The following is a 25,277-nucleotide window of genomic DNA, read 5'->3' on the forward strand; positions in this document are numbered from 1 at the left end:
ATCTTCAACCCCACCACGGACTTCACCGACACCACCCTCGACGGCGCCCCGGTGACCACCGGCACCACCACCGACAGTCGCACCGGCGAGTCTGTCGCGGTGGTGGTCAGCGACCCGAGCGCCCCGGGCGAGCGCACCGACGTCGACCCGAGCAGCCCGGAGGTCGACATCCCGGTCGGGGGCGTGAAGGTGAGCAAGCCCGAGTCGCTCGGGCTGATCGCCACCAGCCGGGTGAGCACCGAGCGCAGCGCGCTCGAGACCCTCACCGGCGGCGACGACGCCGCAGCCGACCCCGAGGAGGCGGCCGGACGTGCGGCGCTGATCGATTCGCTGGAGGCCCGCGCCGCCGGCGGCGGCGTCGAGGTGGTGCAGGTCACCCCGGTGTGGCCGAGCGAGGGGGGCACGGGGGATGCCCCGCTGCGCCTGACCATCGACCTCGGCGACGGCAGTGGCAGCGACGCCCGCCCGACCCTGGTGGTGGTCGACACCAGCGCGCTCTACGATGCCGCGGGCGCCCCCCTGGGGCCGGTCGAGATCGTCGTCGCCGGCGCCGGCACCCTGGTGGTGCGCGGGCCCGGCAGCTTCCGCGGCGACGACGGCGACGCGGGCCCGGACGTCGACATCGTCCAGGGCGACGGCAGCGCCCAGGTGCTCTTCTTCGGCCCCGACGACGACATCATCCGCGGCGGTGGCGGCGACGACACCCTCGGCTCGGCCGGCGGGCGCGACCGCCTCTTCGGCGATGGCGGCGACGACCGGCTCGACGGCGGACTCGGCGCCGATATCCTCGTCGGCGGCAGCGGCAACGACCAGCTTGCTGGCGGCTTTGGCGCCGACACCGCCGAGGTCGCCGCCACCATGGCCGAGCTGACGCTGACGCGCGCGGCCGACGGCTCGGCCACCCTGCTCGGCCCCACCGGCACCGATACCCTCGGCGCCGATGTCGAGCTGCTGGTCAGCACCGCCGATGGCGCCATCACCCTGGTGCAGACCTTCTCGGCGGCGCGCCAGTTCACCGACGGCAACGCCTTCGACGCGAGCTTCTATCTCGCCGAGAACCCGGACGTCGCCGCCGCCGTCGCCGCCGGCACCTTCGCCACCGCCCTGGACCACTTCCAGCAATGGGGCATCGCCGAGGGGCGCGCACCGCACGCGCTCTGGGACGGCGAGGACTACCTCGCCGACAACCCCGACGTCGCCGCCGCCGTCGCCGCCGGCACCTTCGCCTCGGCCGTCGAGCACTACTGGTCCTACGGCGCCGACGAGAACCGCGCCCCCGGCCCCTGGTTCGACACCGCCGCCTATCTCGCGGACAACCCCGACGTCGCCGCCGCCGGGCTCGACGCCACCTCGCACTTCGTCCTCTGGGGCGCGGCCGAGGGACGACTCGGCACCGTTGCCGACACCGCGCTGCTGCTCGCCTGAGCCTGGTTCAACCGAGCAGGACCGCGCCGCCCAGCGCCATCAGCGCCAGCGCCGAGAGCAGGCGGATACGGCGCTGGGCAGACGCCGACAGCAGACGCCCGAGCCACACCACCAGCGCGACCAGCAGGCACCACCACAGCATCGAGCCAAGCAACACCCCGACGACCAGGGCCCAGGCCCCACTACTGGCAATGGTCGCCCCCGACTGACCGAAGGCGGCCAGGGCGACGACGAAGGCGAAGAGGGTCATCGGGTTGGTGAGGGTCAGGGCCAGGGCCGAGAGCAACGCCGAGCCGTGCCGCGGGGGCGCTGGAACCGCCGACGGCACGACTGCGACATCGACCAGCTGACGCATGCCCAGCAGTATCAACAGGAGGCCACCGGTCAGGCGCAGCCCGGCGGCATGAGCGGTGAGCAGCTCGGCAAGGGCGGTGGCGCCGAGGGCCACCAGCGCACCGTAGCAGGCATCGGCCAGGGCCGCACCCAGACCGGTCGCCAAGCCATTGCGCGCGCCGTGGGCCAGGGTACGGCTCATGCACAGCAGCCCCACCGGACCAGGGGGAGCAGCGATCGCCACGCCCAGCATCAGACCCGCGATCAACGGCTGCCAGGGCAGGAGCTCCATCGCCCTGGGCGGACTAATCCGCGCGCCGCCAGCGTCCGAGCACCCGGCGCGCCCACAGGCTGTCGGGGAGCAGTGCGAGATAGACGACGACTAGGATCAACAGCTGATACCACTGGCTGCTCAGCCATAGCGGAGTGATGCCCTCCTCGAGCCAACCCTCGGCGAGACGCTGCAGGTTGAAGAAGCAGAAATAGGCGAGGAAGGCGAGCGCCAGACGTCCGGTCGAACTCTGACGCGGCGAGACCGCCACCAGCGGGATCGCCAGCACCGCCAGGGTGAAGATCGCCAGCGGCGCGGCCAGACGGTGTTCGAACTCGACCCGATCGGCCAGGTCGGCGGCGACGCGCAGCTCCGAGGTCGGGACCGTCGAGCGCTTGCCGCGCGCGCGCGCGGCGCGCTCCTTGGCGCGGATACGGATCTCGTAGGCATCGAAGTCGCCGATCATGAAGGCGGCCTCTCCGGGGTTGCCGTCGAAGCGATGACCGCTGGTGAGGGTGACCAGATGGTCGCCGCTGCCCTCCTCGAGCCGGTGCACCCCGCCTTCGCTGACCACCATGCGGTTGGTGCCACCGCGCCGATCGAGCAGGAAGACGTCGCCGAGCGAGCGATGGCGGTCGATCGCGCCGATATAGACCACCACATCGCCCTCTTCCTCGACATAGAAGCGTCCCGGCTGCAGCCCGGCGATCTGCGCCGCCTGCTCCTTCTGCTGCATGCGGATGTCCTGGATGCCGGTGGCCGCCCAGGGTTGGAGCACCAGGGCGAACCAGGCGGTGAGCGCGGCGACCGGGACGGCGAGCAGCAGCAGCGCGCGATAGGTGCGCGAGGGACCGAGCCCGCAGGCGTGCATGGCGATCAGCTCGCTGTCGCGCGCCAGGCGGCTGAGGGTGACCAGCGCGGCGAGGAAGAAGGCCGGCGGCAACAGGCTGGAGGCATCGCGCACCAGCTGATAACCAAGGAAGCGGAACACCAGGGTCACGCTCAGCGCGCCGACGTTGACCTCCTCGAAGGTGCGCAGCAACAACATGCTGGCGACGATCAGCGCGAGCGTCAGCACGATGGCCAGGAAGACCTTGGTCACCTCCCGCAGCACATAGCGATCGACGATTCCGAGCATGGCGTTTCCGTTACCCGAGCGGTGTCATTCTGACACGCGCGGGCCGATCGCCGCCATCGGCGACCGACCCCGGTGATCGAGGAGGCGCTCAGGCCTTGCGCAGATAGCAGGCCTTGAGCATCAGGTTGCCGAGATCGGTCTTGCAGTCGACCTCGTGGTCGCCGTCGACCAGACGGATGTTCTTGATCTTGGTACCGACCTTCAACGGCGAGGAGCTGCCCTTGACCTTGAGGTCCTTGATCACCACCACGGTATCGCCGTCGGCGAGCAGGTTGCCGTTGGCGTCGCGCACCCCGGCCTCGGCCTGCTCCTCCGTCTCCTCCTCATGCATCGACCACTCGTGGGCGCAATCGGGGCAGATGTAGAGCATGCCGTCGGAATAGGTGTTCTCGCTCTCACACCGAGGGCAACGCGGGTAATCGGACATGGTGAATTCCTGAGTGGATCGATGGGAAGCCGAGCACGGTAGTGGGTCGGCGCGGCTTTGACAAGGGGATGACAGGACCCGCCGCGGGTGGCGGGCCCTGGCGCGCTCAGTCCTCGAGCGCCTTGGCCGCGACCTCGTAGACGTCGCGCGAGAGCGCCTCGGCGGCGAGCACGCGCTCGATCTCGGCGCGCATCAGCGCCTGGCGAGCGGCATCGAAGCGCCGCCAGCGCACCAGCGCGCGCATCAGCCGCGAGGCGACCTGGGGGTTGAGCGGATCAAGCTCGAGCACGCGATCGGCGAGGAAGCGATAACCGCTGCCGTCGGCGGCGTGGAAGCACACCGGGTTGGCGTTGCAGAAGGCGCCGATCAGGCTGCGCACACGATTGGGATTGCGCAGCGAGAAGTCGGGGTCGCGCATCAGCCGCTCGACCCGCGCCAGGGTATCGGGCCGTGGGCTGGTGGCCTGGACGCTGAACCACTTGTCGAGCACCAGCGGCTCGCCCGACCAGCGGGTGTGGAAACTGCTCAGCGCCTCCAGCCCGGCCTCGCCGCCATGGTCGACCAGCAGGCGCAGCGCGCTGATGCAGTCGGTCATGTTGCGTGCGGCCTCGAACTGGGCGATGCAGCGCGCCAGCCCCTCGGCGTCGCCGGCGGCGAGCAGATAGCCCAGGGCGCGGTTCTTCAGCGCCCGCGCACCGATCGCCTCGGGGGTGAGGCGATAGGGGCCGGTGTCGTCATGGGCGGCGTGGACCGCCAGCAACCGATCGCGCAACCGCGCGCCGATGGCCCGCTCCAGGGTACAACGGGCGCGATGGATACCGTCGACGTCGACCACCGCCAGCTGATCGCCGAGATAGGACTCGGCGGGCAGGGTCAGCACCTCGGCGAGCAGCGCCGGATCGCCGGTGCGATCGTCGAGCGCCTGGGCGAAAGCGGCGAAGAAGGACTCGGGGATCACCGCGGCGGCATCCTCCACCAGTCGCAGCAACAGACGCTGCATCAGCGTCTGGGCCGCATCCCAGCGGTTGAAGCCGTCGCCGTCATGGGCCATCAGGAACATCAACTCGGCATCGCTGTAGTCGAAGCGCAGCCGCACCGGGGCGCTGAATCCACGCAGCAGCGAGGGCACCGGCGGCTCGGGGACATCGACGAAGGTGAAGCACTGCTCGGCCTCGCGCAGCTCCAGCACCCGGGTGCCGGCGGGCGCCGCCCCGTCCTCGCCGTCGAGGCGCAGCGCCAGCTCGCGCCCCTCGGCATCGAGCAGCGCCAGGGCCAGCGGCAGGTGCAGCGGCGCCTTCTCCGGCTGCCCCGGGGTCGACGGGGTGTGTTGACGCACCCGCAGCCGATAGGTCGCCGATCCGGCGTCGTGATGACCCTCGACCTCGAGCTCCGGGGTGCCGGCCTGGCTGTACCAGCGACGGAACTGACCGAGATCGCAGCCACTGGCGTCCTCCATGCAGCGCACGAAGTCGTCGGTGGTCACCGCCTGACCGTCATGGCGCTCGAAATAGAGGTCGGTGGCGCGACGGAAACGCTCGGGACCGAGCAGTGCGGCCTGCATCCGCACCAGCTCGGCGCCCTTCTCGTAGACGGTGACGGTGTAGAAGTTGTTGATCTCGATATAGGACTCGGGGCGCACCGGATGAGCCATGGGGCTGGCGTCCTCGGCGAACTGGTGAGCGCGCAGCAGACGCACGTCGGCGATGCGCTTGACCCCGCGCGAGCCCATGTCGGCGGAGAACTCCTGGTCGCGATAGACGGTGAAGCCCTCCTTGAGACTGAGCTGGAACCAGTCGCGACAGGTGATGCGGTTGCCGGTCCAGTTGTGGAAGTACTCGTGGGCGATCACCCCCTCGATACCCTGGAAGTCCTGATCGGTGGCGGTGTCGGGGCGGGCGAGCACGTACTTGTCGTTGAAGACGTTGAGCCCCTTGTTCTCCATCGCGCCCATGTTGAAGTGGCTGACGGCGACGATCATGAAGATGTCGAGGTCGTACTCGCGCCCGTAGCGCTCCTCGTCCCAGCGCATCGACTGCTTGAGCGAGCGCATTGCGTGGTCGCACTTGTCGAGGTTGTGCGGCTCGACATAGATGCGCAGCGCCACCTCGCGCCCGGAGGCGGTGGTGAAGCGGTCCTCGACCGCGCGCAGGTCGCCGGCGATGAGCGCGAACAGATAGCAGGGCTTGGGGAAGGGATCGACCCAGCGCGCCAGCTGGCGACCGTCGTCGAGGGTGCGTTGTTCGGCGGGGTTGCCGTTGGCGAGCAGCACCGGATAGCGCTCGGTGTCGGCGATCAGCGTGGTGGTGAAGCGCGCCATCACGTCCGGGCGATCGAGAAAATAGGTGATGCGGCGGAAGCCCTCGGCCTCGCACTGGGTGCAGAGCATGTCGCCGGACTGGTAGAGCCCCTCGAGCGCGGTGTTCTGGCTCGGGCTGATCGTCACCCGGGTGGTGAGGGTGAAGCGGTCGGGGACGCGGTGGATGGTCAGCGACTCGGGCTCGATCCGATACTCGGCCGGGGTCAGCGGCTGATCGTCGAGGGCCACCGACTCGAGTTCGAGCTGTTCGCCGTCGAGCCGCAGATCACCGTCGCCGCGGGTGGCGGCGGGATTGCGACGCAGCGCCAGACGCGCCTCGACCAGGGTCCGGTCGGCATCGAGTTCGAAACGCAGATCGACGGTATCGATCAGGAACTCGGGTGGACGGTAATCCTTGAGATGGACAGGGTGCGGGTTGTTACGATACATGATGATCCTGATGACGAGTCGACGAGACGACGGCGGGAGACCGCGCGCCTTGCTTCTGCTTGAAGCTTTCCGGCGGACCGGCGCGATTTCAACCGCCCGCGGCCTTCATCGACATGTTACTACCCGAGCCATCGACAGAGCGAAACCATGCCCCGAGTCACCCTCTACACCACCCAGACCTGTCCCTACTGCATCCGTGCCCGCCGGCTGCTCGAGCGCAAGGGCGTCGTCTACGAGGAGATCGACATCAACGACGACCCGGCACAGCGCGCGGTGATGATCGAGCGCAGCGGTCGCCACACGGTGCCGCAGATCTTCATCGGCGAGCGTCATATCGGCGGCTATGACGACATGGCCGAACTCGACGTCTGCGGCGACCTCGACCCGCTGCTCGCGGCATGAGCGCCGGCGACGCCCGGGCGCTCGACAGCCTGCGACTCGACAAGTGGCTGTGGGCGGCGCGCTTTTTCAAGACCCGCCAGCTTGCCGTCGAGGCGATCAACGGCGGCAAGGTCCATGTCGAGGGCCAGCGCGCCAAGCCCGGACGCACCATCCGTCCCGGCAACCGGCTGGAAATCCACAAGGGCGCCCTGACCTGGGAGATCGAGGTCGTGGCGATCGATCGTCAACGTCGTGGCGCGACCGAGGCCGCCACCCTCTATGTCGAGGACGAGGCCAGCCGGCTGCGCCGTCAGGCGCTGGTGCACGAACGGCGCGAGCGCGGCGAGATTCACGACCGGCGCGGACGCCCCACCAAGCGCGACCGACGGCAGATCCACCGCTTCACCGACCCGTCCCACGGGCAGGAGTGAACAACGCTTGGACGAGGAGCCCGGCGAGGTGCGAGAGGCGGCGCGCGAGTGCGCCTTCGCGCTGGCGCTGCTGAACGCGCACGACTGCAGTCATGCCGAGCGCTACTGCATCGGCGAGCGCAGCGGCGTGCGCTGTGGTGCCGAGTCGCCCTGGCGGCGCTGTCGCGCGTTGCGGCTGCTGCTGCGCGAGCGCGCGCGCTTCGCGCTCGCCACCCCGGGCACCCGCGAGCGGCTGTCACACGCCCAGAGCCTGCGGCTGCAGCTCGGCGGGCTGCGCGGCATCGCCACCGCGCTGGCACCCGACGCCTCGACCCGGGCGATCGGTGACGTCCATGCCCTGCTGGTCGAGGCACGCGCACGCTACGGCAGCCTCGAGGCACTGCCCTTCGAGCACATCGTCCGCCGGATCAGCGCCTATCGCGGTCGTCGCCGCGAGCAGCGCTGAGGCGGCGCGCGCTCAACCCTCGGCGGGTGGCTGATAGTGCGGATCCCTGGGGTTGAGGAAGATGAAGTGGAACTGGCCCGGTTCCAGCTCGACATAGTCCATGGTCGCCTCATCGAGCAACGGCACGTGCTCGGGCGCCATGCAGACCTCGATCCCCTCGGTCTGGAAGCGGATATCCTCCTCGCCGACCTCGTCGAAACCCATGCGGTAGTCGATCCCGCCATCGGGCCCTTGGTGCGCGGCGAGCCGCAGCGCCAGCCCCTCGGTCCCGCCCTGTCTGGCCGCCTCGAGCACCTGTCGGGCGGCCGCCGTGGTGAGTCTGAACATCTCATCCCCTTGGTCTTCAGTCGTGTTCCCTGACACCGCGCCGCAGCACCTCACGGGCTAGGGCCCGCCGAGACTGCGGGCGACCTGTCGCAGGAAGCGCCCGGTCCAGCCGCTGCCGCCGACGTCGCGCAGATGACTGTAGCAGGCGAGCAGCCGTTGCTGTACCACGCCGTCGTGCCGACCGTCGATGCCGCTGCCGCGCACCACCTCGAAGCCATAGCGCCACCCCGGGTCGGGCGCGATCAACGCCGAGTGATGGAACTCGTGCGCGGCCAGCTCGCGACCCGCCCCGCCACCGGGCCAGGGATGATCCCCGGTCTCGCGCAGCCGCACCAGCCCCCGCCCCTGCGGGCGCGGGTGCATCATCACCTCGGCGGCGAGCGCGCCGACCATGGCGCGGCGCTCGCCGCGCCAATGCAGCCCGGCGCAGAGATACATCAGCCCGCCGCACTCGGCATAGACGGGTCGGCCTGCGGCGACGAACTCGGCGATCTGGGCGCGCAGCGTACGATTGGCCTCCAGCTCGGCCATCCGCAGCTCGGGGAAGCCGCCGCCGATGAACAGCGCATCGACCGCCGGCAGCTCGGCATCGACCAGTGGACTGAAAGGGACCAGCTCGGCACCGGCGCGGGCGAGCGCGCGCAGGTCGTCGGGGTAGTAGAACCCGAACACCGCATCGCGGGCGATGCCGATACGCAGCCCGGCGCCGTGCGGCGCCACCGCCGGCTCGGGCGGCGGCGCGGGCGGCACCGGGGCCGACTCGGCGAGCGCCAGCAACTGATCGAGATCGAGCTGCTCGGCGACCCGGCGCGCCAGAGTGTCGATGGTCGACTCGGCGCTCGCCGTCTCGATGCTCGGCATCAGCCCGAGATGGCGCTCGTCGATGGCGAGCGCGGCGTCGCGCTCGATCACCCCGAGCACCGGCAGGTCGGTGTAGTGCTCGACGGCGCGCACCAGCCCGGCGGCGTGACGCGCCGAGCCGACCCGGTTGAGCACCACCCCGGCGAGCCGCAGCCCGGGGTCGAAGGTCTGGTAGCCGAGCAGCAGGGGCGCGATGCCGCGCCCCATGCCCTGACAGTTGACCACCAGCACCACCGGCGCGGCGAGCGCCCGGGCGAGCGCGGCGTTGCTGTTGGCACCGTCGAGCGCGGTGTCGTCGAACAGCCCCATGTTGCCCTCGATCAGCGCCACATCGGCCCCGGCGCACTCGCGCCCGAAGGCCGCGAGGATCTCGGCGCGATCCATGGTGTTGAAGTCGAGGTTGAGACAGAGGCGCCCGGCGGCTTGGCTCAGCCACAGCGGGTCGATGTAGTCGGGTCCCTTCTTGAACGGCTGTACCGCCAGGCCACGCCCGCGCAAGGCGCGACACAGACCGATGGCGAGCGTGGTCTTGCCCGAGGACTTCTGCGGCGCGGAGAGATAGAGGTGGGCCATTCGGGATCGCGGATCAAGGTCCGCGTCGCCGACTCGGCAGCGACGCGGACGCGGGTGGGTCAGGCGGCCTTGGCGACCGGCTGCTCGATGGTCTCCTCGTCGATCGGCAACACCTCGTCGGCGAGCGACTCGGGGAGGAACTGCAGCACCCGCACCCCGACGGCGGTGATCAGCAGCGCCAGCCCCACCCCGCCGAACCCGAGCAGCAGCTCCGGCAGGGTCGGGTGATAGGGCGCCGGCTGGCCACCGACACCGTCGAGAAAACCGGACTCGAGGATGGTCTTGCCGGGGAAGAGCTGCAACGGATAGGCCTGGCTGGCGATGATCACCACCGCGAGCGCGGCCAGACCGCCGAGGATCACCAGCACGCAGGCGGCGGCGACCCAGGGTGCCTCGGCGCCGCGTACCGGGTGGTAGAGGATGCCGAGCGGCACCAAGGAGCCGAGCAGGATCCAGCCGACCCAGAAGAGGAAGGTGTAGACCCCGCCGCCGAACAGCAGCCAGCCCTCGAACCCCTGGTCCTTGGACCCATAGGCGCTGGTGAGGTGATAGACCAGGGTGAAATAGAGCACGGCGAGCACGAACACCGCCAGCAGGTTCTTCAGTCGGCGCAGCATCCGCGCGCCGATCGGACGCCGGTCCTCGGCGAAGCCGAACATCAGCACGAGCACGAACAGCGCCAGCCCGTAGGCGAAGGACATGGCCACGAACATCGGCCCGAGGATCGCCGCGTCATAGGCCTGACGCGCCACCAGAAAACCGAAGATGGAGCCGGTGCCGGTGGTCAGCGCCAGACGCCAGACCAGCGCGAAGATCCCGACCGGACGGATGAAGGGGTCGCCCTTGCGGTCGGCCATGCTCCACAGATAGGCGATCACGATCGCCATGAAGCCGGTGTAGAGGAAGATGTTCCAGGCGAAGATCGACTTGAAGTTGTAGGTGGTGAGCGCGACCACCAGGCGTTCCGGGCGTCCCAGGTCGAGCACCAGCACCATCAGTCCGCCGGCGAGCAGGGCCATCGCCAGCAGCCCCGAGAGCCGTCCCAGGGGTTTGTAGATCGGCTTGCGGAAGACGCTGCCGATCGAGGCGATGTTGAGCGCCCCGGACGAGGCGATGATGAGGAACACCGCGAACACGTGCGGCGTGCCCCAGACCACCGCGTTGTTCATCCCGGTGACCCAGTGTCCCTCGTGCTCCATGTAGGCGAAGGCGAGCAGCCCGGCCCCCACCATCAGGGCGAGCACGCCGAGGATACCCCAGTAGCGCGCCGGGGCGAGACGCCATTCGCGATAGACGATTCGCTTCATGCTCAGACTCTCCCGCCGGGATCAGACGCCGGCATAGCGCACCCCGGTATTGAGCGCCAGGTCCTCGCGGATCTGGCGGGTCGGCTCGCTGGCGAGGAACCGACTGATGGCGCTGTCCGGGTCGGCCAGGTCGCCGAACAGGATGGCGCCGTGTCCGGTCTCGGCGCAGGCCTCGGCACAGGCCGTCGAGGGGATGCCGAAGTCGCGCCGGTGGACGCAGAGATTGCAGCTCTCGACACAGCCCTTGCCACGCGGCACGTGACTGAGCTGATCGCTCAGCGCCTCGTGGATGAAGCTGCGCGCCTTGTAGGGGCAGGCCATCATGCAGTAGCGACAACCGATGCAGGTGTGACGGTCGACCATGACGATGCCATCGGCGCGCTTGAAGGAGGCGCCGGTGGGACAGACGTCGACACAGGGCGGATGCTCGCAGTGCTGGCACATCAGCGGCAGATTGGTCTCGCGCCCGGTCTGGTCGTCGCGCAGCCGGACCTTGCGGACCCACACCGCGCGCTGCGCCGCCCAATCGGCGGGCGTCGCCCCCTCGGGCGGGCGCTGCAGGTCGAGCCCGTTCTCATGGGCGCAGGCATCGACACAGGCCGTACAGCCCGCGGCACACTTGGCCGTGTCGATCGCCAGCCCCCAGCGCACCCGGCCGTCGGCCGGGTTGTCACGCGGGGTGGTCTCGAGCGCGCGCACCACCACCGCCGGCGCGGCCAGCGCCGCCCCGGCGCCGGCCGCCGCCCCGAGCAGCCGACGCCGCTCCCGATCGATCTCCGCTCGTTGTTCGCTCATGGTTGTCCCGCTCCCTGACCGTGGTGCGCCTCGCCCACGGCGCGCCGCGCGGCCTCGGCCATGGGCCCGGCCATGGGGCCACGCGGTACCGCCGCATGGCAATCGAAGCAGTTGAGATCGACCGCGGCATAGGCATGACAGGCGCCGCAGAACTGGTCGGCGCGGTTGATCGGCACGGCCTGTCCCCGGACATCGTGACCGATGTGGCACTCGACACAGCCGGCGAGGCTGTACTTGCTGGTGCGGATACCGCTGTGCACGGTGCGATCGCGCTGGTGCTTGATGAACTCCATGTGCTGGCGACGCATCAGCTCGGTGGGCTCGACACAGGCACCGAGCCCGGCGGCCTCGGAGCCGGGCACCACATAGTTGCGGGCGCTGGCCGAGGGCGCCACCGCGAGGACGGCGAGCATCCACAGCAGGGCCACGGCGAGCGTCCGGGTGGTTGATACAGCATTGACCATCGGCGCCTCTCCCTCGGGACTATTCGCCCAGTCCCATCTTGATGTAGCCGGTCGGACAGACGTCGGCGCAGATGTGACAGCCGATACAGCGACTGTAATCGGTGTCGACATAGCGTCCGGTGGTGCGCGCGGCCTTGTCGACCCGGAACACCGCGTCCTGCGGACAGAAGATGACGCAGTTGTCGCACTCGAAGCACATCCCGCAGCTCATGCAGCGCTTGGCCTCGTCGATCGCCTGCGCCTCGCTCAACCCGGCAACCCGCTCGGCGAAGTGAGCGAGCACCTGCTCGGCGCTCGGCACCTGCTCCTGACGGAGGTTGCGGGCATGGTGGTTGAAGTGACCGAGATAGAGCTCCTCATGGGGGATGACCTCGGCCCCGGAGCGGTCCTCGTAGTTGTGCACCGCATAGTCCGCCGCCGAGGTGCCGCGCAGGTCGCCGGCCTCGCCGACGACGAAGGGCTGCGGCGCGCGCTCAACCTCGGCGAGCTTGTCGAGCAGGTTGAAGTGATGGACGTCGACCTTGGGGCGGCGCCGCTGCTCGACCTGACCGAGATAGGCGTCGATCGACTCGACCGCGACCCAGGCCTGACCGATGGCGGTGGTGAGCAGGTGGGGACGGATGATGTCGCCGGCGACGAAGTGTCCCGGACGGCCCGGCACCTGATGGAACTTGTCGGCGTCGATCAGCCCGCGACCGTTGTCGAGGGTCTCGAGGCCGGAGAGATCACCGCCCTGGCCGATCGCCGAGACGATCAGATCGGCCTCGAGCACCCGCTCGGTGCCCTCGACCGCCACCGGCCGCCCCTCCTCCATGCGGCAGTCGGCGACCCGCAGCCCGGTGGCGCGCCCTTCGGCGTTCTTGAGCACCTCGAGCGGCATCACCCCATCGAGGATGGTCACGCCCTCGCGGGTGGCATCGGTGACCTCATGCTCGGCGGCGGTCATCTGCTCGCGCGAGAACAGCGAGGTCAGGGTCACCTCGGCGCCCTCGGCGGCGGCCGCGCCGGCGGTGTCGTGGGCGAGATAGCCGTCGTGGATCACCGTCTCGGGGAGGTCGCGCTTGGCGTGATCGGGCAGGTGGCCGAGACGACGCGCCACCGAGACCACGTCGATCGAGGTGTCGCCGCCACCGACGCAGACCACCTTGGCGGCGGTGACCTTCATCCGCCCCTCGTTGAAGGCCTTGAGGAAGGCGACGCCGGAGACACAGTTGGGCGTGCCCTCCCACCCCGGTACCGGCAGCCCCCGCCCGCTCTGACAGCCGAGCGCCCAGAGCACGGCGTCGTAGTCGCGCTCGAGTTCGGCGACGGCGAGATCGCGCCCGACCCGGGTATTGAGCCGCACCTCGACCTGGCCGAGGTCGAGGATGCGCTGGATCTCGGCATCGAGCCGGTCGCGCGGCACCCGATAGCCGGGGATGCCGAAGCGGAACATGCCGCCGAGCGCGCTGTTGGCCTCGAAGATGGTGCAGGCGTGCCCCCGGCGCCGCAGCTGATAGGCGGCGGCCAGCCCCGCCGGACCACCGCCGACGATCGCCACCCGCTTGCCGGTGTCCGGCGGCGGCGGGGCGAAGCGGTAGCCGTTGTCGATGGCCGAGTCGCCGATGAACTGCTCGACGGCGTTGATGCCGACGAAGTCTTCCAGCGCGTTGCGGTTGCAACCGTCCTGACAGGGTGCGGGACAGACCCGGCCCATCATCGCCGGGAAGGGGTTGGCATCGGTCGAGCGGCGAAAGGCGTACTCGCGCCAGTCCATGTCCGCCGGCGGTTGCTCGAGCCCGCGCACGATCTGCAGCCAGCCGCGGATGTCCTCGCCCGAGGGGCAACTGCCCTGACAGGGCGGGGTCTTGTGGACATAGGTCGGACACTTGTGGGAGCTGTCCTCCATGAAGATCTTGTCGGTCAGATCCTCCCAGACGTTGGCCCCGTCCTCGAAGCGGCGCCAGGAAGGCTTGGTCTTCATCTCGTCGCTGGAAGTCGCCATAGGGTTCTCTCTCTAGTGACCGAATTGCCCCCGGATGACCGACCCGGGTGTCTTGTCGCGCGCGTCCCGTCGCCGGCCCGGGATCAGGCCGCCGCGGGCGCGTCCTCCTCGTCGTCGTCCTCGCCGCCCTCCAGCACGATCGCGTTGGAGACCAACTGGTGGAGACTGACGATCTGATCCATCTCCATGCCGTAGTAGGGCAGCACCTTGGTGAACTGGCTCTTGCAGATGGCGCAGATCGCCGCCATGTGCGTCACCCCCTTCTCCTGCATCACGTTGTTGAGCGCATCGAGCCGGGGCTTGGCCCCCTTCACCCGCAGCTCGATGAGGTCGTCGGTGAGCAGCCCGCCGCCACCGCCGCAACAGAAGGTGCGGTCGCGGATGGTGTCCTCGTCCATGTCGTAGAAGTGATTGCAGGTGGCGCGGATGATCGCGCGCGGGATCTCGAACTGGCCGCCGGGGACCTCGCCCATGCGCGAGGCGCGGGCGACGTTGCAGCTGTCGTGGAAGGTGATGACCTTGTCGTCGTTCTCGGACTTGTCGAAGGTCAGCCGCCCCTGCTCGATCAGGTCGTGGGTGAACTCGCAGATGTGCTGCGGCACCGGATAGCGCGGGTCGAGGAAGTCCCAGGGCCCGGCGAGGGTGTTGAGGAAGCTGTAGGCCACCCGCCAGGCGTGGCCACACTCGCCGAAGACGATGCGCTTGACCTTGAGCGCGATGGCCGCCTCGCGAATGCGCTGGGCGACCCGGCGCATGTTGTCGTAGGAGCCGATGAACATGCCGAAGTTGGCCGCTTCGGAGGCGTGCGAACTCAGCGTCCAGGACACCCCGGCGGCATGGAAGACCTTGCCGTAGCCGATCAGCCCGTCGACGTGCGGCTCGGCGAAGAAGTCGGCCGAGGGGGTGACCAGCAGGATCTCGGCGCCCTCCTCGTCGATCGGGTAGCGCACCTTGACGCCGGTCTCGTCGAAGACGTCCTCCTCGAGACCCTCGAGGGTATCGACCAGCGCCGGGCCGGGCAGGCCGAGGTTGTTGCCGATCTTGTAGACCTTGCCGATGATCTCGTTGCAGTACTTCTGCCCCACCCCGATGCTGTCCATGATCTCGCGCGCGGCCATCGAGATCTCGGCGGTATCGATGCCATAGGGACAGAACACCGAGCAGCGCCGACACTGCGAGCACTGGTGGAAATAGCTGTACCAGTCGTCGAGCACCTCCTTGGTGAAGTCCTCGGCGCCGACGAGCTTGGGGAAGAACCGACCGCCGAGGGTGAAGTAGCGCCGATAGACCTTGCGCATCAGGTCCTGGCGGCCCACCGGCATGTTCTTCGGGTCCTGGGTGCCGAGGAAGTAGTGACACTTGTCGGTACAGGCCCCGCACTTGACGCAGGAGTCGAGATAGACGCGCAGCGAGCGATACTTGCCGAGCAGCTCGCCCATCTTGTCGATCGCCCGCGTCTGCCAGTCCTCGACCAGCTCGCCGGGGAAGCCGAGCGGCGCCTGGAACTCGGCCTTGGAGACGAAGGGGGCGCTGTGAGCCATGGCCTCCGGGGTAACCGCGGGCACCTCGGTGTAGGGGGTCAGCTCGGGGACGTCGAATGTTGCCTTGGCCATGGCTCAACCTCGCGGATCGGACGACGCGGCGGGCGCCTGCTGCTCGAGTTCTCGCGCCCAGGGCGCGAGGTGGCGACGCTCGCGCGGATCGTCGACCTGGTTGCGCGTCGGGCTGAAGAACAGACCCGGGGCATGGAGCAGCTTGCTGTAGGGGAAGACGATCATCAGCAGCGCCACCAGCAGCAGATGCAGCAGCAGCAGCGGATCGGCCGGCAGCGGCTGGGGATCGAGGGCGTAGAGACCGAGGAAGAAGCTCTTGATGGCCACCACGTCGGTGTGGAAGACGAACTTCATCAGCAGCCCGCTCGCGCCGATCAGCACCAGCAGGGCGAGCATCAGATGATCGGAGGTCGAGGAGATATAGCGCACCCGATCGACCAGGAAGCGACGCGCCCACAACCCGATCAGCCCGATGACCATGGCGATCCCGCCATAGATGCCGAAGGGCTGGACCAGGGCGATCGGCGCCCACACCGGCTCGATGAAATAACGCAGGTGACGCAGGGTGACCAGGAACAGTCCGAAGTGGAAGATCCAGCCGAAGATCCAGGTCCATTTGTTGCCGCGAAACAGGCTCTCGAACAGCACCACCTCGCGGGTCATGCGTAGCGCCACGCCGCTGCGGCTGGTCGGCGCCGGGGTGGTGGGGATCTTCAGCGGGGCCGGGGTGCGGGCATAGCGCACCACCTTGACGACCAGGCCGGAGACCAGCACGAAGGCGGCGACATAGAACAGGACGGCGTAGAAATGGGTCAGGAACGCCATACTTCCGCTCCCTTTAGGGTGATCTCTCTGCGGTTGCCGGAGAGACGTCGCCGGTCGCCCGACGCCGTCCGTCGACGCCGGGGCGGGCGCACCCGCCCCGGACATCGGACTCAGACGCAGCCGGTCGGCTTGGGCAGCCCGGCGAAGCGGCAGGCCTGCTTGGCCGGCCCGTAGGGGAAGAGGCTGTAGAGATACTTGCTGTTGCCCTTCTCCTTGCCGAGCTTCTTACCCACGGCCTTGGTCAGCACGCGCACCGCGGGAGCGATCTGGTACTCCTCGTAGTACTCGCGCAGGAAGTTGATGATGTCCCAGTGTTCCTCGCTCAACTCCAGGTTGTCCTGCTTGGCCATCACGTCGGCCACCGCGGGCACCCAGTCGTTGAGGTCGGCCAGGTAGCCCTCCTCGTCCACGGCCAGTTGTTTGCCGTCAACTTCGATGGTGTCGGACATGGTGATGTCTCCTTCTTCGGTGCGTGAATTGAGTTACAACCAGGCCTGGACCTTGTCGTGCTCCGCGGCGAGATCCACGAAGCCGGCGTAGTCCACGACGCCGATTCCCTCGATGATGCGATCCTCGGACAATCCGCGCGCCTTGAGGTCGGGCCCGAGCACGTAGAGCCTGAGTCTGCCGAGTGCCTCGCGAACCCGTGACTCCGCGCCGGTCCCGGCGAGGGCCGCGTAGACGCCGTCCTCGAACAGCAGGACGGCCGCGCCATCGCTGGCGAATTGCACACAGGATTCTAGCGAATTGCGCTCGAACGGTGACTTGTTGACGGTATGCAGGATGCTCATGCGTCCCCCTTGCCGGAGACGCCCGCAACGGCCGCCCCCGCGATACATGGATACGACGACGGGGCCGGTCTCCCCCCGGCGACCGGTGCCGACTCAGAAGCTGAAGACCACATCGGCCTCGTCCATCAGCGCCCGCGCCCGGGTGCGGTCGACCACCTCGACGATGTTGTCGACCTCCTCCTCGGTCTCCGGATCCTCCCAGGCGATCTCGACCAGATCCTCGCGGGTGAGACCGCGCGCGGCGAGCGACTCACCGTCGACATAGATCCGCCCGACCTCGTAGTCGCCGAGGGTGCGGAAGGTGGGCGAGAAGTTCTTCATGCCGATCTCGCGGGGATCCTGGCCCTTGACCAGTTGATAGACCCCGTCGTCGAGGAACATCACCCCGACGTCCTGATCGAAGGCGGCGCCGATCAGCACCACCTCGAGCGCCTCCCAGGCGTAGATGGTGCCGTAGGGGGCCTTGCGGTTGAGATAGAGGAATTGTTTCACGGTTTCAGACATCGTCTCCTCCCCCTAGTCGCCGAAGACCACCAGCCGGTCGGCGGCGATCGCCGCCTCGACCAGCTGCCCGAGACCCGAGATGCGGAACCTGGGGTGGATGTTGGTGGCATCCTTGCCGTTGCGCTTGGCCTCGCCCTCGTCGACGATGCCGCGACGCTGCGCCGCGGCCACGCACACCACCAGATCGAGGTCGTGCTGCTCGGCGAGCTCGGCCCAGCGGTTGACGATATGGCGGTCGTCCTGCGGCGGGGTGGTCAAGCGCGTCGCGTTGTTGACACCGTCGTGATAGAAGAACACGCGGAAGATCTCGTGCCCCTTCTCCAATGCCGCCCGGGCGAAGTGATAGGCCGAGTCGGCGGCCTGGTGCTGATAGGGTCCTTCGTTGATCTGTAGAGCGAACTTCATGACGTCCTCGCTCGGAGTGGATGGGGCCGCACGGCCTCAGAAACGGATGTAGGAGGAGCTGTTGAAGCTCGCCCGCGAGCCGCGCCAGGTATCGATGTGATACTTGGTGAAGGGTAGCTCGACCTCCTCGAAGAAGCGCGGCCAGCCGATGCGCTCGATCCACTCGTTGATCCGCTCCCAGTCGCGCGCGCCCTCCTTGTAGGCCTTGAGGATACGCTTGACGATGGCCGTGGCCTCGGGCCAGCGCGGCGGGTTGTTGGGGATGCCGGCGGCGACCAGTTTCTGGAAGCTCGGCTTGCTGCGCGCGTTGGAGTGGCTGCCGCCGACCCAGATGGCGAGCTTGGTGTGCTCGGCGTCGTTGATCTGCATCGGCGGACAGGGCGGATAGCAGGCGCCGCAGCAGATGCACTTGCGCTCGTCGACCTCCAGCGAGGGCTTGCCGTTGACCATCGCCGGGCGGATCGCCGCCACCGGACAGCGGGCCACCACCGAGGGGCGCTCGCAGACGTTGGCCACCAGGTCGTGATTGATCTTCGGCGGCTTGGTGTGCTGGACGTTGATCGCGATATCGCCCTGACCGCCGCAGTTGATCTGGCAGCAGGAGGTGGTGATGTGCACCCGGTTGGGCATGTTGGTGTTGCGGAACTCCTCGACCAGCTCGTCCATCATCGCCTTGACCACGCCCGAGGCGTCGGTGCCGGGGATGTCGCAGTGCAGCCAGCCCTGGGTGTGGGAGATCATGGTCACCGAGTTCTGGGTGCCGCCGACGATGAAGCCGGCGTCCTCCAGGGCCTCGATCAGCGGCGTGACCTTGGACTCGTCGGTGACCAGGTACTCGATGTTCGAGCGCAGGGTGAAGTGCACGTGCCCCTCGGCGAAGGTGTCGCCGATGTCGCACAGCTTGCGCAGGGTGAAGACGTCGAGGATGCGCTGGGTGCCGGCCTTGACCGTCCACACCCGATCACCGTTGTAGGCCACGTGCAGCAGCACGCCGGGACGCGGGTGCTCGTGGTACTTCCACTGCCCGAAGTTCTTGCGCATCACCGGATGCATGTACTGCCAGGGATCCGGGCATCCGGATTCGATCGGCTCGCGCATGTCGGCCATTGCCTTGTCCTCCAGTTGTCTCAGTCAGCCATCGCTCGTGCGCGACCCGGCACGGGCCGCGACCTCGCCGCTCAGCCCGCCGCCTCGGCCTGACGCTCGAACCAGGCCTCGGCGGCCTGATCCCAGCCGTCCATGCGCACATAGGAGCTCTGACGCGGATGGTTGAGCATGTTGGGATCGGGCTCGATACCGATGCCCTCGAGGAAGTTGGCCAGACCGATGCGCTCGATCATCTCGCCGCAGCGCTCGTGCTCGAGCCCGTTCTCGGCCCAGAAGTCGATGATGGTCTCGGCCAGCTCGACCAGCGACGCGTAGTCCTCCTCGGTGTCGAGCTTCTTGAAGGGCACGATCACGGTGCCCATCAGGTCACCGATCTTGAGGGTACGCTTGCCGCCGACGAGGATGGTCACGCCGCGATCGTCGCCGGGGTGCAGCGCCTTGGGCATGACGTTGAGACAGTGCATGCAGCGCACGCAGTCGCGGTTGTCGACGGCGAGGGTATCGTCGTCGTTGAGCGAGAGCGCCTGGGTCGGACAGCGGGTGATGACGTTGTCGATGTAGTACTGCCGGCCCTTCTCTGCGACATAACGGCGGACCTCGTCCTGGTCGACCTTCATGTCGTCGCGCCAGGTACCGATCACCGCGAAGTCGGAGCGCTCGATGGCGTTCTGACAGTCGTTGGCGCAGCCCGAGATCTTGAACTTGAACTTGTAGGGCAAGGCCGGACGATGCACGTCGTCGGTGAAGTTGTTGACCAGCAGCCGGTGCGCCTTGAGCTCGTTGGTGCAGGACATCTCGCAGCGCGCCGCGCCGATGCAGGACATCGCGGTGCGCACGCAGGGACCGGCGCCGCCGAGGTCCCAGCCGTAGTCGTTGATCTCGTCGAAGAAGTGCTGGGTGTTCTCGGTGCTCGAGCCGATGAACATGATGTTGCCGGTCTGACCGTGGAAGGTGACCAGCCCCGAGCCCCACTTCTCCCAGCTGTCGGCGAGCTGGCGCAGCATCGCGGTGGAGTAATGGTTGCCCGCCGGCGGCTGTACCCGCAGGGTATGGAATTCCTTGGAGCTGGGGAACGCCTTGCCGACCTCGGAGAAGCGCGGAATGATGCCGCCGCCATAGCCGTAGACCGAGACGGTGCCGCCCTTCCAGTACCCCTTGCGGGTCTCGTAGGAGTGCTCGAGCTGACCGAGCAGGTCATTGGCCATGGCGTTGATGCGGTTTTCCGGGTGCTGATCGCGCAACCGCTTGATCCCGGAGATGAAGCTCGGCCAGGGCCCGCTCTCGAGCTGATCGAGCATCGGGGTGGAGTGCTTATCGATGGACATTGCGCTGTCTCTCCTACGCTGTGAACCAGGAAAGTGGCGTGCGTGCGAGATCGAACCGGTCCCCCTCAAGGCCGCTGCGAGCGGCGGCTCGATGCATCGCGTCGCGTCTGTGGCGAGGATGGGCCCTCGGAACCGAGACCCTGTCGATCTCGGGAACTCCATCGTCTGAGCATCACTGTACCGGGCGCTCGCGTGGCCGCACACTCCACGATCGGGGTGGATGCGGGGCCTCCGTCTATCCCTTTCGGGATAGGTCCCCACCGTTCGTCCCAACGCACTCGACACGACGGCTGCATGCAATCCCCACAGCTGTTAGGCTCGGATAAAGATTGAATAATATAAGAACTTACTGATAAAAAACCCTCATGTCCAATCCCTTCTCGCTGACGGATGAGTCGACCTACCAGCGCTGGCGCGCGGTGAGGCTCGCGCGCCCGGCGCCGAGCGCGGCACGCCTGCGGGTACGGGTACAGCAGCCGGCGGCGCCCAGCCGCGCCGAACTCGCGGCCATCGGCGCACGGATCGCCAGCGACGGCATGGCGCTGGTCAGCTGCGCACCCGAGCAGCTCGGGGCCGAATCGCTGCTGGCGCTCGGGCGCGCGCTCGGGCTGCGCCGCACCGAGGCCAACCACTTCGCCGACGCCAGGGCGGTGAGCCGGATCACCCCGACCGACGGCCCGGGGGATGGACGCGGCGACTACATTCCTTATACCGAGCGGGCACTGAACTGGCACACCGACGGTTATTACAACCCGCCCGGGCAGCAGGTACGGGCCTGGATGCTGTTCTGCCTCCACCCCGCACGGGAGGGTGGCGAGAACCAGCTGCTCGATCCCGAGATCGCCTATATCCGGCTGCGCGACGCCTCGCCAGACCATATCGCCGCGCTGATGCACCCCGAGGCGCTCGCCATCCCCGCCCACGTGATCGACGGGCGGGTACAGCGCGCCGAGAGCCGGGGACCGGTGTTCTCGATCCAGCAAGGTCGGCTGCACATGCGTTACTCGGCACGTCGCCGCAACGTGTGCTGGCGCGACACCCCGGAGACCGCCGCCGCCCGCGCCGCGCTCGACGAGTTGTTTTCGCGCGAGACTGTCTTCACATTCACCCACAGACTGGCCGCTGGCGAGGGACTGATCAGCAACAATGTGCTGCACAACAGAATGGCCTTCGCACCCGCCGCTCAAGAAGGGCGGGCACGTGAATTGTTGCGGATCCGTTACACCGACCGGGTCAACCCCGATTTGTGGACGGTATAATCGTATCGCCCTCGCCTGTCGTCGCGGGTACGAGACACGGTCACGCCCCGGTCGATCCCGCAAGCGGGGTCCGCCGCCCCCGCAACGACCGGTACGCCAGGCACAGTCTCCAGCAGACGCCCCACACCACGATTAGAAGGAACGGTTGCGTCAACCCATGCTCAAGCTCAGTGACATCCTCATCGCCAACCAGGACCTAGAATCGTTCGACGAACTCCTGCCCCTGGTCCAGACCGTCGCACGCACCGGAGAACGCTTCTTCCGCATGGACGTCCGCCCCCCCTACCCCGACACCCCGGATGATTGGGAAGACCGCCTCGAAGCCGCCTTCAACGGCCTCATCCGTTAGCCGCAGGCCAGCCCCATGAAGCATCTCGATCTATTCGCCGAGCACCTGATCGACACCGCCGCCGACTCAGTGATCGGTCATGGCGCCGAACAAACGGCGTTGCAGGCGCATCTGCAGGCGCTCACCGAACGGCTTGCCGAGCTCGAACAGAGCAACGCGCCATGCGACGTGCTGGCCGACGCGCAACTCCAGATGGCCCGCGCCCTGGTCGGTCTGGGTCGCAGCGACGAGGCCTGGTCGCTCGCCCGCACAGTCTTCGACACCTTCATCGAGCACGACCAGTTCGAACTCGCCGCCGATGCCTGCGACATCCTCTTCCAGTGCAACCGTCCCGAATCACTCACCGCCCTCGGCCAGGGCATCTGGCTGGCGGTCACCTGCCCGATCGACCCCGAACTCACCACCGAACTGCTCACCCATGTCATCGAGGAGACCCCGGATGACGCCGATGGCGCCGCGGTCGCCGCAACCACCGCGCTGTTCCTCGCCGACGTACGCGCCGCCGGACACCAGCGCGAGGACCTGATGTTCTTCGCCACCCAGATGCTCGGCACCGTGGCCCGACGCCACAGCGGCGTCGACAGCCCGGAGCAGCTCGATCAGTGGATGGAGCGGCTGGAACTCAAGGAACCGGAGAAGTTCCTGGTGCGACTGCGCAACGTCGTCGACGTGCTGGTCCAGGACGACTGGTGGTTCGACCGCCAGGCGCTGCAGGACCGCCTACCCTTCGGACGCTGACACCATGTACTGGCAAGAACCCGAGCAGGAAGACGACTTCAGGGTCCCGGCAGACGTTGTCGAACTGGTCTTCGCGATCGACTGCCGGGCGCTCCCGGTCGATCATGCCGATGCCCTGCATCGCGCACTGATCGTCGCCCAGCCCTGGCTGGCGGAGACCGCCGGACTCGGCATCCACAGCATCCACGGCGCCGGCTCGCAGAACGGCTGGGAGCGCCCGCCGCACGGCACCGACACCTGCCTGCAGCTCTCGCGCCGCACCAAGCTGCGGCTGCGCGTCCCGCAACACCTGTCCGACTCGCTGCTGGCGACACTGCCGGGCAGCCGCATCGAGGTCGCCGGTCATCCGCTCACCATCGGGCAGGGACGCATCCGATCGCTCGACCCCAACCCCACGCAGCTCGCCCGCCATGTCGTCTGCAGCGCCGAGGAGGACGAGAACGCCTTCCTCGAACGCGCCGCCGAGACGCTCGCCCGGATCGAGGTCGGGATGCGCAAGGCGCTGTGCGGTCGCGCCCTCACGCTCGCCACCGCCGACGGCCCCCTTCACACCCGCAGCCTGCTGCTGGCAAATCTGCCGGCCGACGAGTCGATCCGGCTCCAGCAGCACGGGCTCGGATCGCACCGCCATCTCGGTTGCGGGCTGTTCATCGCACACAAGGGCATCGACCCGGTCCGTCCGGGCTGAACACTCGACCGCGCAGAAACACCAGATATCCGAACCGGCGCACCCGGCGCCGGTGATCATCGAGCCAGCAGTAGGGAGGAGTATGCAATGGCCATCGAGGTCAACGGCAAGACCATCGCCACCACCGCCAATGGCTATCTGGAGAACGCGGCCGACTGGAGCGAGGCCGTCGCCGAGGCGCTCGCCGCCGAGGAGTCGGTCGAGCTGAGCGAACGCCACTGGGACGTGATCCGCTACCTGCGCGAGGAATACTTCGACAACGGCCAGAACCAGCCGATGGAGCGCGCGGTGCTCAAGGCGATGGCACAACGCTGGGGCAGCAAGCCGACGAGCAAGGACCTCTATCAGCTCTTCCCGCTCGCCCCGACCAAGCAGGGCACCCGCATCGCCGGGCTCCCCGAGGTCAGGCGCAAGGGGGGTTATTGAACCCGCAGCGACAGGCCGACGTCAGCCGCGCCGCGCGCGCCACCACAACGCCAACCCGGTGAGCCCGAGGATGTAACCGAGCCCGCCGAGCAGATCGCGCAGCCGGACGCGCGCCTGCTCGGCGGCCAGCTCCTCGCGCAGCGGACGCAGCTGACGCGCCACCGCCTGCTCGATCGCGGCGAGCAACACCGGGTCGGCCACCGGCGTCGGCGCGACCGTCTGGATCGCGGCTTGAAGGGGCTGAGCGGGCACGAACTCGGCAGCATCGATCCGCCACTCGGCGCGATGACCGTCGGCGGTCCGGGCCACCAGCCGATAATCGGCCGCTCGCGCCACCGTCTGCGCAAAGCGCCCTTCGGCATCACTCACCAACGCCAGCGACACCTCTCCCCCCGACAGCTCGATCGGCACGCCGACGGCGGGAGCCCCGCCGGAGAAGTAGACCGAGCCACTGATCCGCATCCCCTCGACGCCTGCGAACAGATTGAGCCGATGCGCCCAGGCCGGCTGCCAGCACAGCATCAGCAGTGCCAGCAGCAGCACCCGCGGCTCACTCGGGCGCACGCGCCCGCACCCAGATCAGGGCACCGAGCTCGACCGGCACCGCCTCGCCCTCGGGGTTGGTCATCGGCTGCTCGCCGGGGAGCAGCGCGGCGAAGCCCCACCACCCCGGGAAGGGCATGACATAGCTGAACACCCCGTCGCCGTCGGCCCGCACCACCTGGGTGAGGAAGGCCGGCGCCGGGGCCTCGATGCTGCCGTCGTTGCGCCACTCCACCTCGACCTCGGCGAAGGGCACCGGCTCGCCGGCGCGGCGCACCACGCCCTGGAACAGGTTACCGGTCCAGAGCCCGTAGGGACGGGTCAAGGGCTCGATCTCGACCGGCAAACCGAGCAGCCGCTCCCAGCCGTCCTGGGCGTCGAAGGCATCGACCACCACCTTGGTGTAGTGGACGATCATCACCCCCTCGGCCGGTTCCCAATAAGGGGCGGGCTCGACCATGAAGAGATGATCGCCCGGCCCCTTCACCCGATAGTCGGCGCGATAGCCACGCACCCCATCGGGGTGCTCGACCACCTCGAGCCGATCGCCGAGATCCTCGCGCCCCTGCGGACCGAGCACCTCGAAACGCACCGGTGGCGCCATGTCCATCCGCGGCCCGCCGGCCATCGGGTGGGTGAACTCGAGTTCGAGCGAGAGTTCGGGGCCGGTCGCGGCATCGAGGATCTCGTGCGAGGGGATCAGGGTCTGGAAATGGGCCTGTGCCACCAGCCAGGGACAGAGCAACAGCGAGGCGCCGAGCAGACGCGTCTGGGTCTTGAGCATGCATCCATTCATGTGCGATCTCCGGTTCTCGGACAAGGAAGGGGCGCAACCGTACAGCGTCACCCCCTTTCA

The 25,277-nt window shown here is 68.3% G+C and carries 29 protein-coding genes; 9 read left to right on the forward strand and 20 right to left on the reverse strand.

Annotation, left to right across the window (positions count from 1 at the left end):
- The coding region (locus tag EBL85_RS17575; protein WP_369964113.1) for a calcium-binding protein at nt 1–1,425 on the forward strand (1,425 nt) is incomplete at its 5' end.
- A gap of 7 nt (nt 1,426–1,432) precedes the next feature.
- Here the strand turns inward: EBL85_RS17575 and EBL85_RS02745 are convergent.
- From EBL85_RS02745 to pepN, 4 genes are all read right to left on the reverse strand, one after another.
- Entirely contained in the window at nt 1,433–2,050 is a 618-nt protein-coding gene (locus EBL85_RS02745) for a LysE family transporter (RefSeq protein WP_123140644.1), read from the reverse strand.
- A gap of 13 nt (nt 2,051–2,063) precedes the next feature.
- Nucleotides 2,064–3,167: an LPS export ABC transporter permease LptF gene (lptF, locus tag EBL85_RS02750; RefSeq protein ID WP_123140643.1), complete on the reverse strand. Its 1,104-nt coding sequence runs from the start codon at nt 3,165–3,167 to the stop codon at nt 2,064–2,066.
- Between the two features lie 88 nt (nt 3,168–3,255).
- Nucleotides 3,256–3,594: a zinc ribbon domain-containing protein YjdM gene (locus EBL85_RS02755; protein ID WP_005223319.1), complete on the reverse strand. Its 339-nt coding sequence runs from the start codon at nt 3,592–3,594 to the stop codon at nt 3,256–3,258.
- Between the two features lie 106 nt (nt 3,595–3,700).
- Complete coding sequence (gene pepN, locus EBL85_RS02760; RefSeq protein ID WP_123142116.1) at nt 3,701–6,340, reverse strand: aminopeptidase N; 2,640 nt, start codon at nt 6,338–6,340, stop codon at nt 3,701–3,703.
- A gap of 147 nt (nt 6,341–6,487) precedes the next feature.
- Between pepN and grxC the strand changes: the two genes are divergently transcribed.
- Genes grxC through EBL85_RS02775 form a run of 3 tightly spaced genes read left to right on the forward strand, consistent with a single transcriptional unit; the run spans nt 6,488 to nt 7,597 of the window.
- Entirely contained in the window at nt 6,488–6,742 is a 255-nt protein-coding gene (gene grxC, locus EBL85_RS02765; RefSeq protein WP_123140641.1) for a glutaredoxin 3, read from the forward strand.
- Nucleotides 6,739–7,152: an RNA-binding S4 domain-containing protein gene (locus EBL85_RS02770; protein ID WP_123140640.1), complete on the forward strand. Its 414-nt coding sequence runs from the start codon at nt 6,739–6,741 to the stop codon at nt 7,150–7,152. The genes grxC and EBL85_RS02770 overlap by 4 nt, the downstream gene beginning before the upstream one ends.
- A gap of 7 nt (nt 7,153–7,159) precedes the next feature.
- A complete protein-coding gene (locus tag EBL85_RS02775; RefSeq protein ID WP_123142117.1) occupies nt 7,160–7,597 on the forward strand; it encodes a hypothetical protein in 438 nt (145 codons plus the stop codon).
- Nucleotides 7,598–7,609: 12 nt separating this feature from the next.
- Here the strand turns inward: EBL85_RS02775 and EBL85_RS02780 are convergent, their stop codons facing one another.
- The 14 genes from EBL85_RS02780 to dsrA all read right to left on the reverse strand — a co-directional run bounded on the left by EBL85_RS02780 (nt 7,610) and on the right by dsrA (nt 20,418).
- Nucleotides 7,610–7,924 carry an iron-sulfur cluster assembly accessory protein gene (locus tag EBL85_RS02780; RefSeq protein WP_123140638.1) on the reverse strand — a complete coding sequence of 105 codons (315 nt, stop codon included), beginning with the start codon at nt 7,922–7,924 and terminating at the stop codon, nt 7,610–7,612.
- Between the two features lie 57 nt (nt 7,925–7,981).
- Nucleotides 7,982–9,358 carry a cobyrinate a,c-diamide synthase gene (locus EBL85_RS02785; RefSeq protein WP_123140637.1) on the reverse strand — a complete coding sequence of 459 codons (1,377 nt, stop codon included), beginning with the start codon at nt 9,356–9,358 and terminating at the stop codon, nt 7,982–7,984.
- Nucleotides 9,359–9,417: 59 nt separating this feature from the next.
- Nucleotides 9,418–10,665 carry an NrfD/PsrC family molybdoenzyme membrane anchor subunit gene (gene nrfD, locus EBL85_RS02790; protein ID WP_123142118.1) on the reverse strand — a complete coding sequence of 416 codons (1,248 nt, stop codon included), beginning with the start codon at nt 10,663–10,665 and terminating at the stop codon, nt 9,418–9,420.
- A gap of 21 nt (nt 10,666–10,686) precedes the next feature.
- Nucleotides 10,687–11,460, reverse strand: coding sequence for a sulfate reduction electron transfer complex DsrMKJOP subunit DsrO (gene dsrO / locus EBL85_RS02795; RefSeq protein WP_005223303.1), 774 nt, complete (start codon nt 11,458–11,460; stop codon nt 10,687–10,689).
- On the reverse strand, nt 11,457–11,924 hold the full coding sequence (locus EBL85_RS02800; protein ID WP_005223301.1) for a hypothetical protein: 468 nt from the start codon (nt 11,922–11,924) through the stop codon (nt 11,457–11,459). Before EBL85_RS02800 ends, dsrO begins: the two co-directional genes overlap by 4 nt.
- A 19-nt stretch (nt 11,925–11,943) precedes the next feature.
- Nucleotides 11,944–13,908, reverse strand: coding sequence for an NAD(P)-binding protein (locus tag EBL85_RS02805; protein WP_123142119.1), 1,965 nt, complete (start codon nt 13,906–13,908; stop codon nt 11,944–11,946).
- A gap of 83 nt (nt 13,909–13,991) precedes the next feature.
- Nucleotides 13,992–15,521 (reverse strand): sulfate reduction electron transfer complex DsrMKJOP subunit DsrK, encoded by a 1,530-nt coding sequence (gene dsrK, locus EBL85_RS02810; protein ID WP_123140635.1) that lies wholly within the window; start codon nt 15,519–15,521, stop codon nt 13,992–13,994.
- A 3-nt stretch (nt 15,522–15,524) separates the two neighbouring features.
- Nucleotides 15,525–16,286 (reverse strand): respiratory nitrate reductase subunit gamma, encoded by a 762-nt coding sequence (locus EBL85_RS02815; RefSeq protein WP_123140634.1) that lies wholly within the window; start codon nt 16,284–16,286, stop codon nt 15,525–15,527.
- 110 nt (nt 16,287–16,396) lie between these two features.
- Nucleotides 16,397–16,735 carry a TusE/DsrC/DsvC family sulfur relay protein gene (locus EBL85_RS02820; RefSeq protein ID WP_005223295.1) on the reverse strand — a complete coding sequence of 113 codons (339 nt, stop codon included), beginning with the start codon at nt 16,733–16,735 and terminating at the stop codon, nt 16,397–16,399.
- A gap of 33 nt (nt 16,736–16,768) precedes the next feature.
- Nucleotides 16,769–17,077, reverse strand: a complete 309-nt coding sequence (gene tusB / locus EBL85_RS02825) for a sulfurtransferase complex subunit TusB (RefSeq protein ID WP_005223294.1) — start codon at nt 17,075–17,077, stop codon at nt 16,769–16,771.
- Between the two features lie 93 nt (nt 17,078–17,170).
- Nucleotides 17,171–17,581 (reverse strand): sulfurtransferase complex subunit TusC, encoded by a 411-nt coding sequence (gene tusC / locus EBL85_RS02830; RefSeq protein ID WP_123140633.1) that lies wholly within the window; start codon nt 17,579–17,581, stop codon nt 17,171–17,173.
- 12 nt (nt 17,582–17,593) lie between these two features.
- Nucleotides 17,594–17,986, reverse strand: coding sequence for a sulfurtransferase complex subunit TusD (gene tusD / locus EBL85_RS02835; protein ID WP_062277694.1), 393 nt, complete (start codon nt 17,984–17,986; stop codon nt 17,594–17,596).
- Between the two features lie 36 nt (nt 17,987–18,022).
- On the reverse strand, nt 18,023–19,093 hold the full coding sequence (dsrB, locus tag EBL85_RS02840) for a dissimilatory-type sulfite reductase subunit beta (RefSeq protein WP_005223288.1): 1,071 nt from the start codon (nt 19,091–19,093) through the stop codon (nt 18,023–18,025).
- Between the two features lie 71 nt (nt 19,094–19,164).
- Complete coding sequence (gene dsrA / locus EBL85_RS02845; RefSeq protein WP_123140632.1) at nt 19,165–20,418, reverse strand: dissimilatory-type sulfite reductase subunit alpha; 1,254 nt, start codon at nt 20,416–20,418, stop codon at nt 19,165–19,167.
- A 365-nt stretch (nt 20,419–20,783) separates the two neighbouring features.
- Here dsrA and EBL85_RS02850 point away from each other — a divergent pair, with 365 nt between their 5' ends.
- The 5 genes from EBL85_RS02850 to EBL85_RS02870 all read left to right on the forward strand — a co-directional run bounded on the left by EBL85_RS02850 (nt 20,784) and on the right by EBL85_RS02870 (nt 23,878).
- A complete protein-coding gene (locus tag EBL85_RS02850) occupies nt 20,784–21,677 on the forward strand; it encodes a TauD/TfdA family dioxygenase (protein WP_123142120.1) in 894 nt (297 codons plus the stop codon).
- Nucleotides 21,678–21,834: 157 nt separating this feature from the next.
- The gene (locus tag EBL85_RS02855) at nt 21,835–22,026 is read left to right on the forward strand and encodes a hypothetical protein (RefSeq protein WP_062277686.1); all 192 of its coding nucleotides are present in this window, start codon (nt 21,835–21,837) and stop codon (nt 22,024–22,026) included.
- Between the two features lie 15 nt (nt 22,027–22,041).
- On the forward strand, nt 22,042–22,764 hold the full coding sequence (locus EBL85_RS02860; protein WP_062277683.1) for a hypothetical protein: 723 nt from the start codon (nt 22,042–22,044) through the stop codon (nt 22,762–22,764).
- 4 nt (nt 22,765–22,768) lie between these two features.
- Nucleotides 22,769–23,452, forward strand: a complete 684-nt coding sequence (gene cas6 / locus EBL85_RS02865) for a type I-MYXAN CRISPR-associated protein Cas6/Cmx6 (RefSeq protein WP_123140630.1) — start codon at nt 22,769–22,771, stop codon at nt 23,450–23,452.
- Between the two features lie 87 nt (nt 23,453–23,539).
- Entirely contained in the window at nt 23,540–23,878 is a 339-nt protein-coding gene (locus tag EBL85_RS02870; RefSeq protein WP_005223277.1) for a TusE/DsrC/DsvC family sulfur relay protein, read from the forward strand.
- 21 nt (nt 23,879–23,899) lie between these two features.
- Here the strand turns inward: EBL85_RS02870 and EBL85_RS02875 are convergent, their stop codons facing one another.
- On the reverse strand, nt 23,900–24,442 hold the full coding sequence (locus EBL85_RS02875; protein ID WP_123142121.1) for a carboxypeptidase-like regulatory domain-containing protein: 543 nt from the start codon (nt 24,440–24,442) through the stop codon (nt 23,900–23,902).
- A complete protein-coding gene (locus EBL85_RS02880; protein WP_369957844.1) occupies nt 24,429–25,217 on the reverse strand; it encodes a DUF4198 domain-containing protein in 789 nt (262 codons plus the stop codon). Before EBL85_RS02880 ends, EBL85_RS02875 begins: the two co-directional genes overlap by 14 nt.
- Between the last annotated feature and the right edge of the window lie 60 nt (nt 25,218–25,277).

The organism is Marichromatium sp. AB32, assembly GCF_003718675.1.
GTDB classification, from domain to species: Bacteria; Pseudomonadota; Gammaproteobacteria; order Chromatiales; family Chromatiaceae; genus Marichromatium; species Marichromatium gracile.

Coding starts and splice junctions, on each gene's coding strand:
- EBL85_RS02745 (WP_123140644.1), bottom strand. CDS start 2,050: ATGGAGCTCCTGCCCTGGCAGCCGTTGATCGCGGGTCTGATGCTGGGC.
- lptF (WP_123140643.1), bottom strand. CDS start 3,167: ATGCTCGGAATCGTCGATCGCTATGTGCTGCGGGAGGTGACCAAGGTC.
- EBL85_RS02755 (WP_005223319.1), bottom strand. CDS start 3,594: ATGTCCGATTACCCGCGTTGCCCTCGGTGTGAGAGCGAGAACACCTAT.
- pepN (WP_123142116.1), bottom strand. CDS start 6,340: ATGTATCGTAACAACCCGCACCCTGTCCATCTCAAGGATTACCGTCCA.
- grxC (WP_123140641.1), top strand. CDS start 6,488: ATGCCCCGAGTCACCCTCTACACCACCCAGACCTGTCCCTACTGCATC.
- EBL85_RS02770 (WP_123140640.1), top strand. CDS start 6,739: ATGAGCGCCGGCGACGCCCGGGCGCTCGACAGCCTGCGACTCGACAAG.
- EBL85_RS02780 (WP_123140638.1), bottom strand. CDS start 7,924: ATGTTCAGACTCACCACGGCGGCCGCCCGACAGGTGCTCGAGGCGGCC.
- EBL85_RS02785 (WP_123140637.1), bottom strand. CDS start 9,358: ATGGCCCACCTCTATCTCTCCGCGCCGCAGAAGTCCTCGGGCAAGACC.
- nrfD (WP_123142118.1), bottom strand. CDS start 10,665: ATGAAGCGAATCGTCTATCGCGAATGGCGTCTCGCCCCGGCGCGCTAC.
- dsrO (WP_005223303.1), bottom strand. CDS start 11,460: ATGAGCGAACAACGAGCGGAGATCGATCGGGAGCGGCGTCGGCTGCTC.
- EBL85_RS02800 (WP_005223301.1), bottom strand. CDS start 11,924: ATGGTCAATGCTGTATCAACCACCCGGACGCTCGCCGTGGCCCTGCTG.
- EBL85_RS02805 (WP_123142119.1), bottom strand. CDS start 13,908: ATGGCGACTTCCAGCGACGAGATGAAGACCAAGCCTTCCTGGCGCCGC.
- dsrK (WP_123140635.1), bottom strand. CDS start 15,521: ATGGCCAAGGCAACATTCGACGTCCCCGAGCTGACCCCCTACACCGAG.
- EBL85_RS02815 (WP_123140634.1), bottom strand. CDS start 16,286: ATGGCGTTCCTGACCCATTTCTACGCCGTCCTGTTCTATGTCGCCGCC.
- EBL85_RS02820 (WP_005223295.1), bottom strand. CDS start 16,735: ATGTCCGACACCATCGAAGTTGACGGCAAACAACTGGCCGTGGACGAG.
- tusB (WP_005223294.1), bottom strand. CDS start 17,077: ATGAGCATCCTGCATACCGTCAACAAGTCACCGTTCGAGCGCAATTCG.
- tusC (WP_123140633.1), bottom strand. CDS start 17,581: ATGTCTGAAACCGTGAAACAATTCCTCTATCTCAACCGCAAGGCCCCC.
- tusD (WP_062277694.1), bottom strand. CDS start 17,986: ATGAAGTTCGCTCTACAGATCAACGAAGGACCCTATCAGCACCAGGCC.
- dsrB (WP_005223288.1), bottom strand. CDS start 19,093: ATGGCCGACATGCGCGAGCCGATCGAATCCGGATGCCCGGATCCCTGG.
- dsrA (WP_123140632.1), bottom strand. CDS start 20,418: ATGTCCATCGATAAGCACTCCACCCCGATGCTCGATCAGCTCGAGAGC.
- EBL85_RS02850 (WP_123142120.1), top strand. CDS start 20,784: ATGTCCAATCCCTTCTCGCTGACGGATGAGTCGACCTACCAGCGCTGG.
- EBL85_RS02855 (WP_062277686.1), top strand. CDS start 21,835: ATGCTCAAGCTCAGTGACATCCTCATCGCCAACCAGGACCTAGAATCG.
- EBL85_RS02860 (WP_062277683.1), top strand. CDS start 22,042: ATGAAGCATCTCGATCTATTCGCCGAGCACCTGATCGACACCGCCGCC.
- cas6 (WP_123140630.1), top strand. CDS start 22,769: ATGTACTGGCAAGAACCCGAGCAGGAAGACGACTTCAGGGTCCCGGCA.
- EBL85_RS02870 (WP_005223277.1), top strand. CDS start 23,540: ATGGCCATCGAGGTCAACGGCAAGACCATCGCCACCACCGCCAATGGC.
- EBL85_RS02880 (WP_369957844.1), bottom strand. CDS start 25,217: ATGAATGGATGCATGCTCAAGACCCAGACGCGTCTGCTCGGCGCCTCG.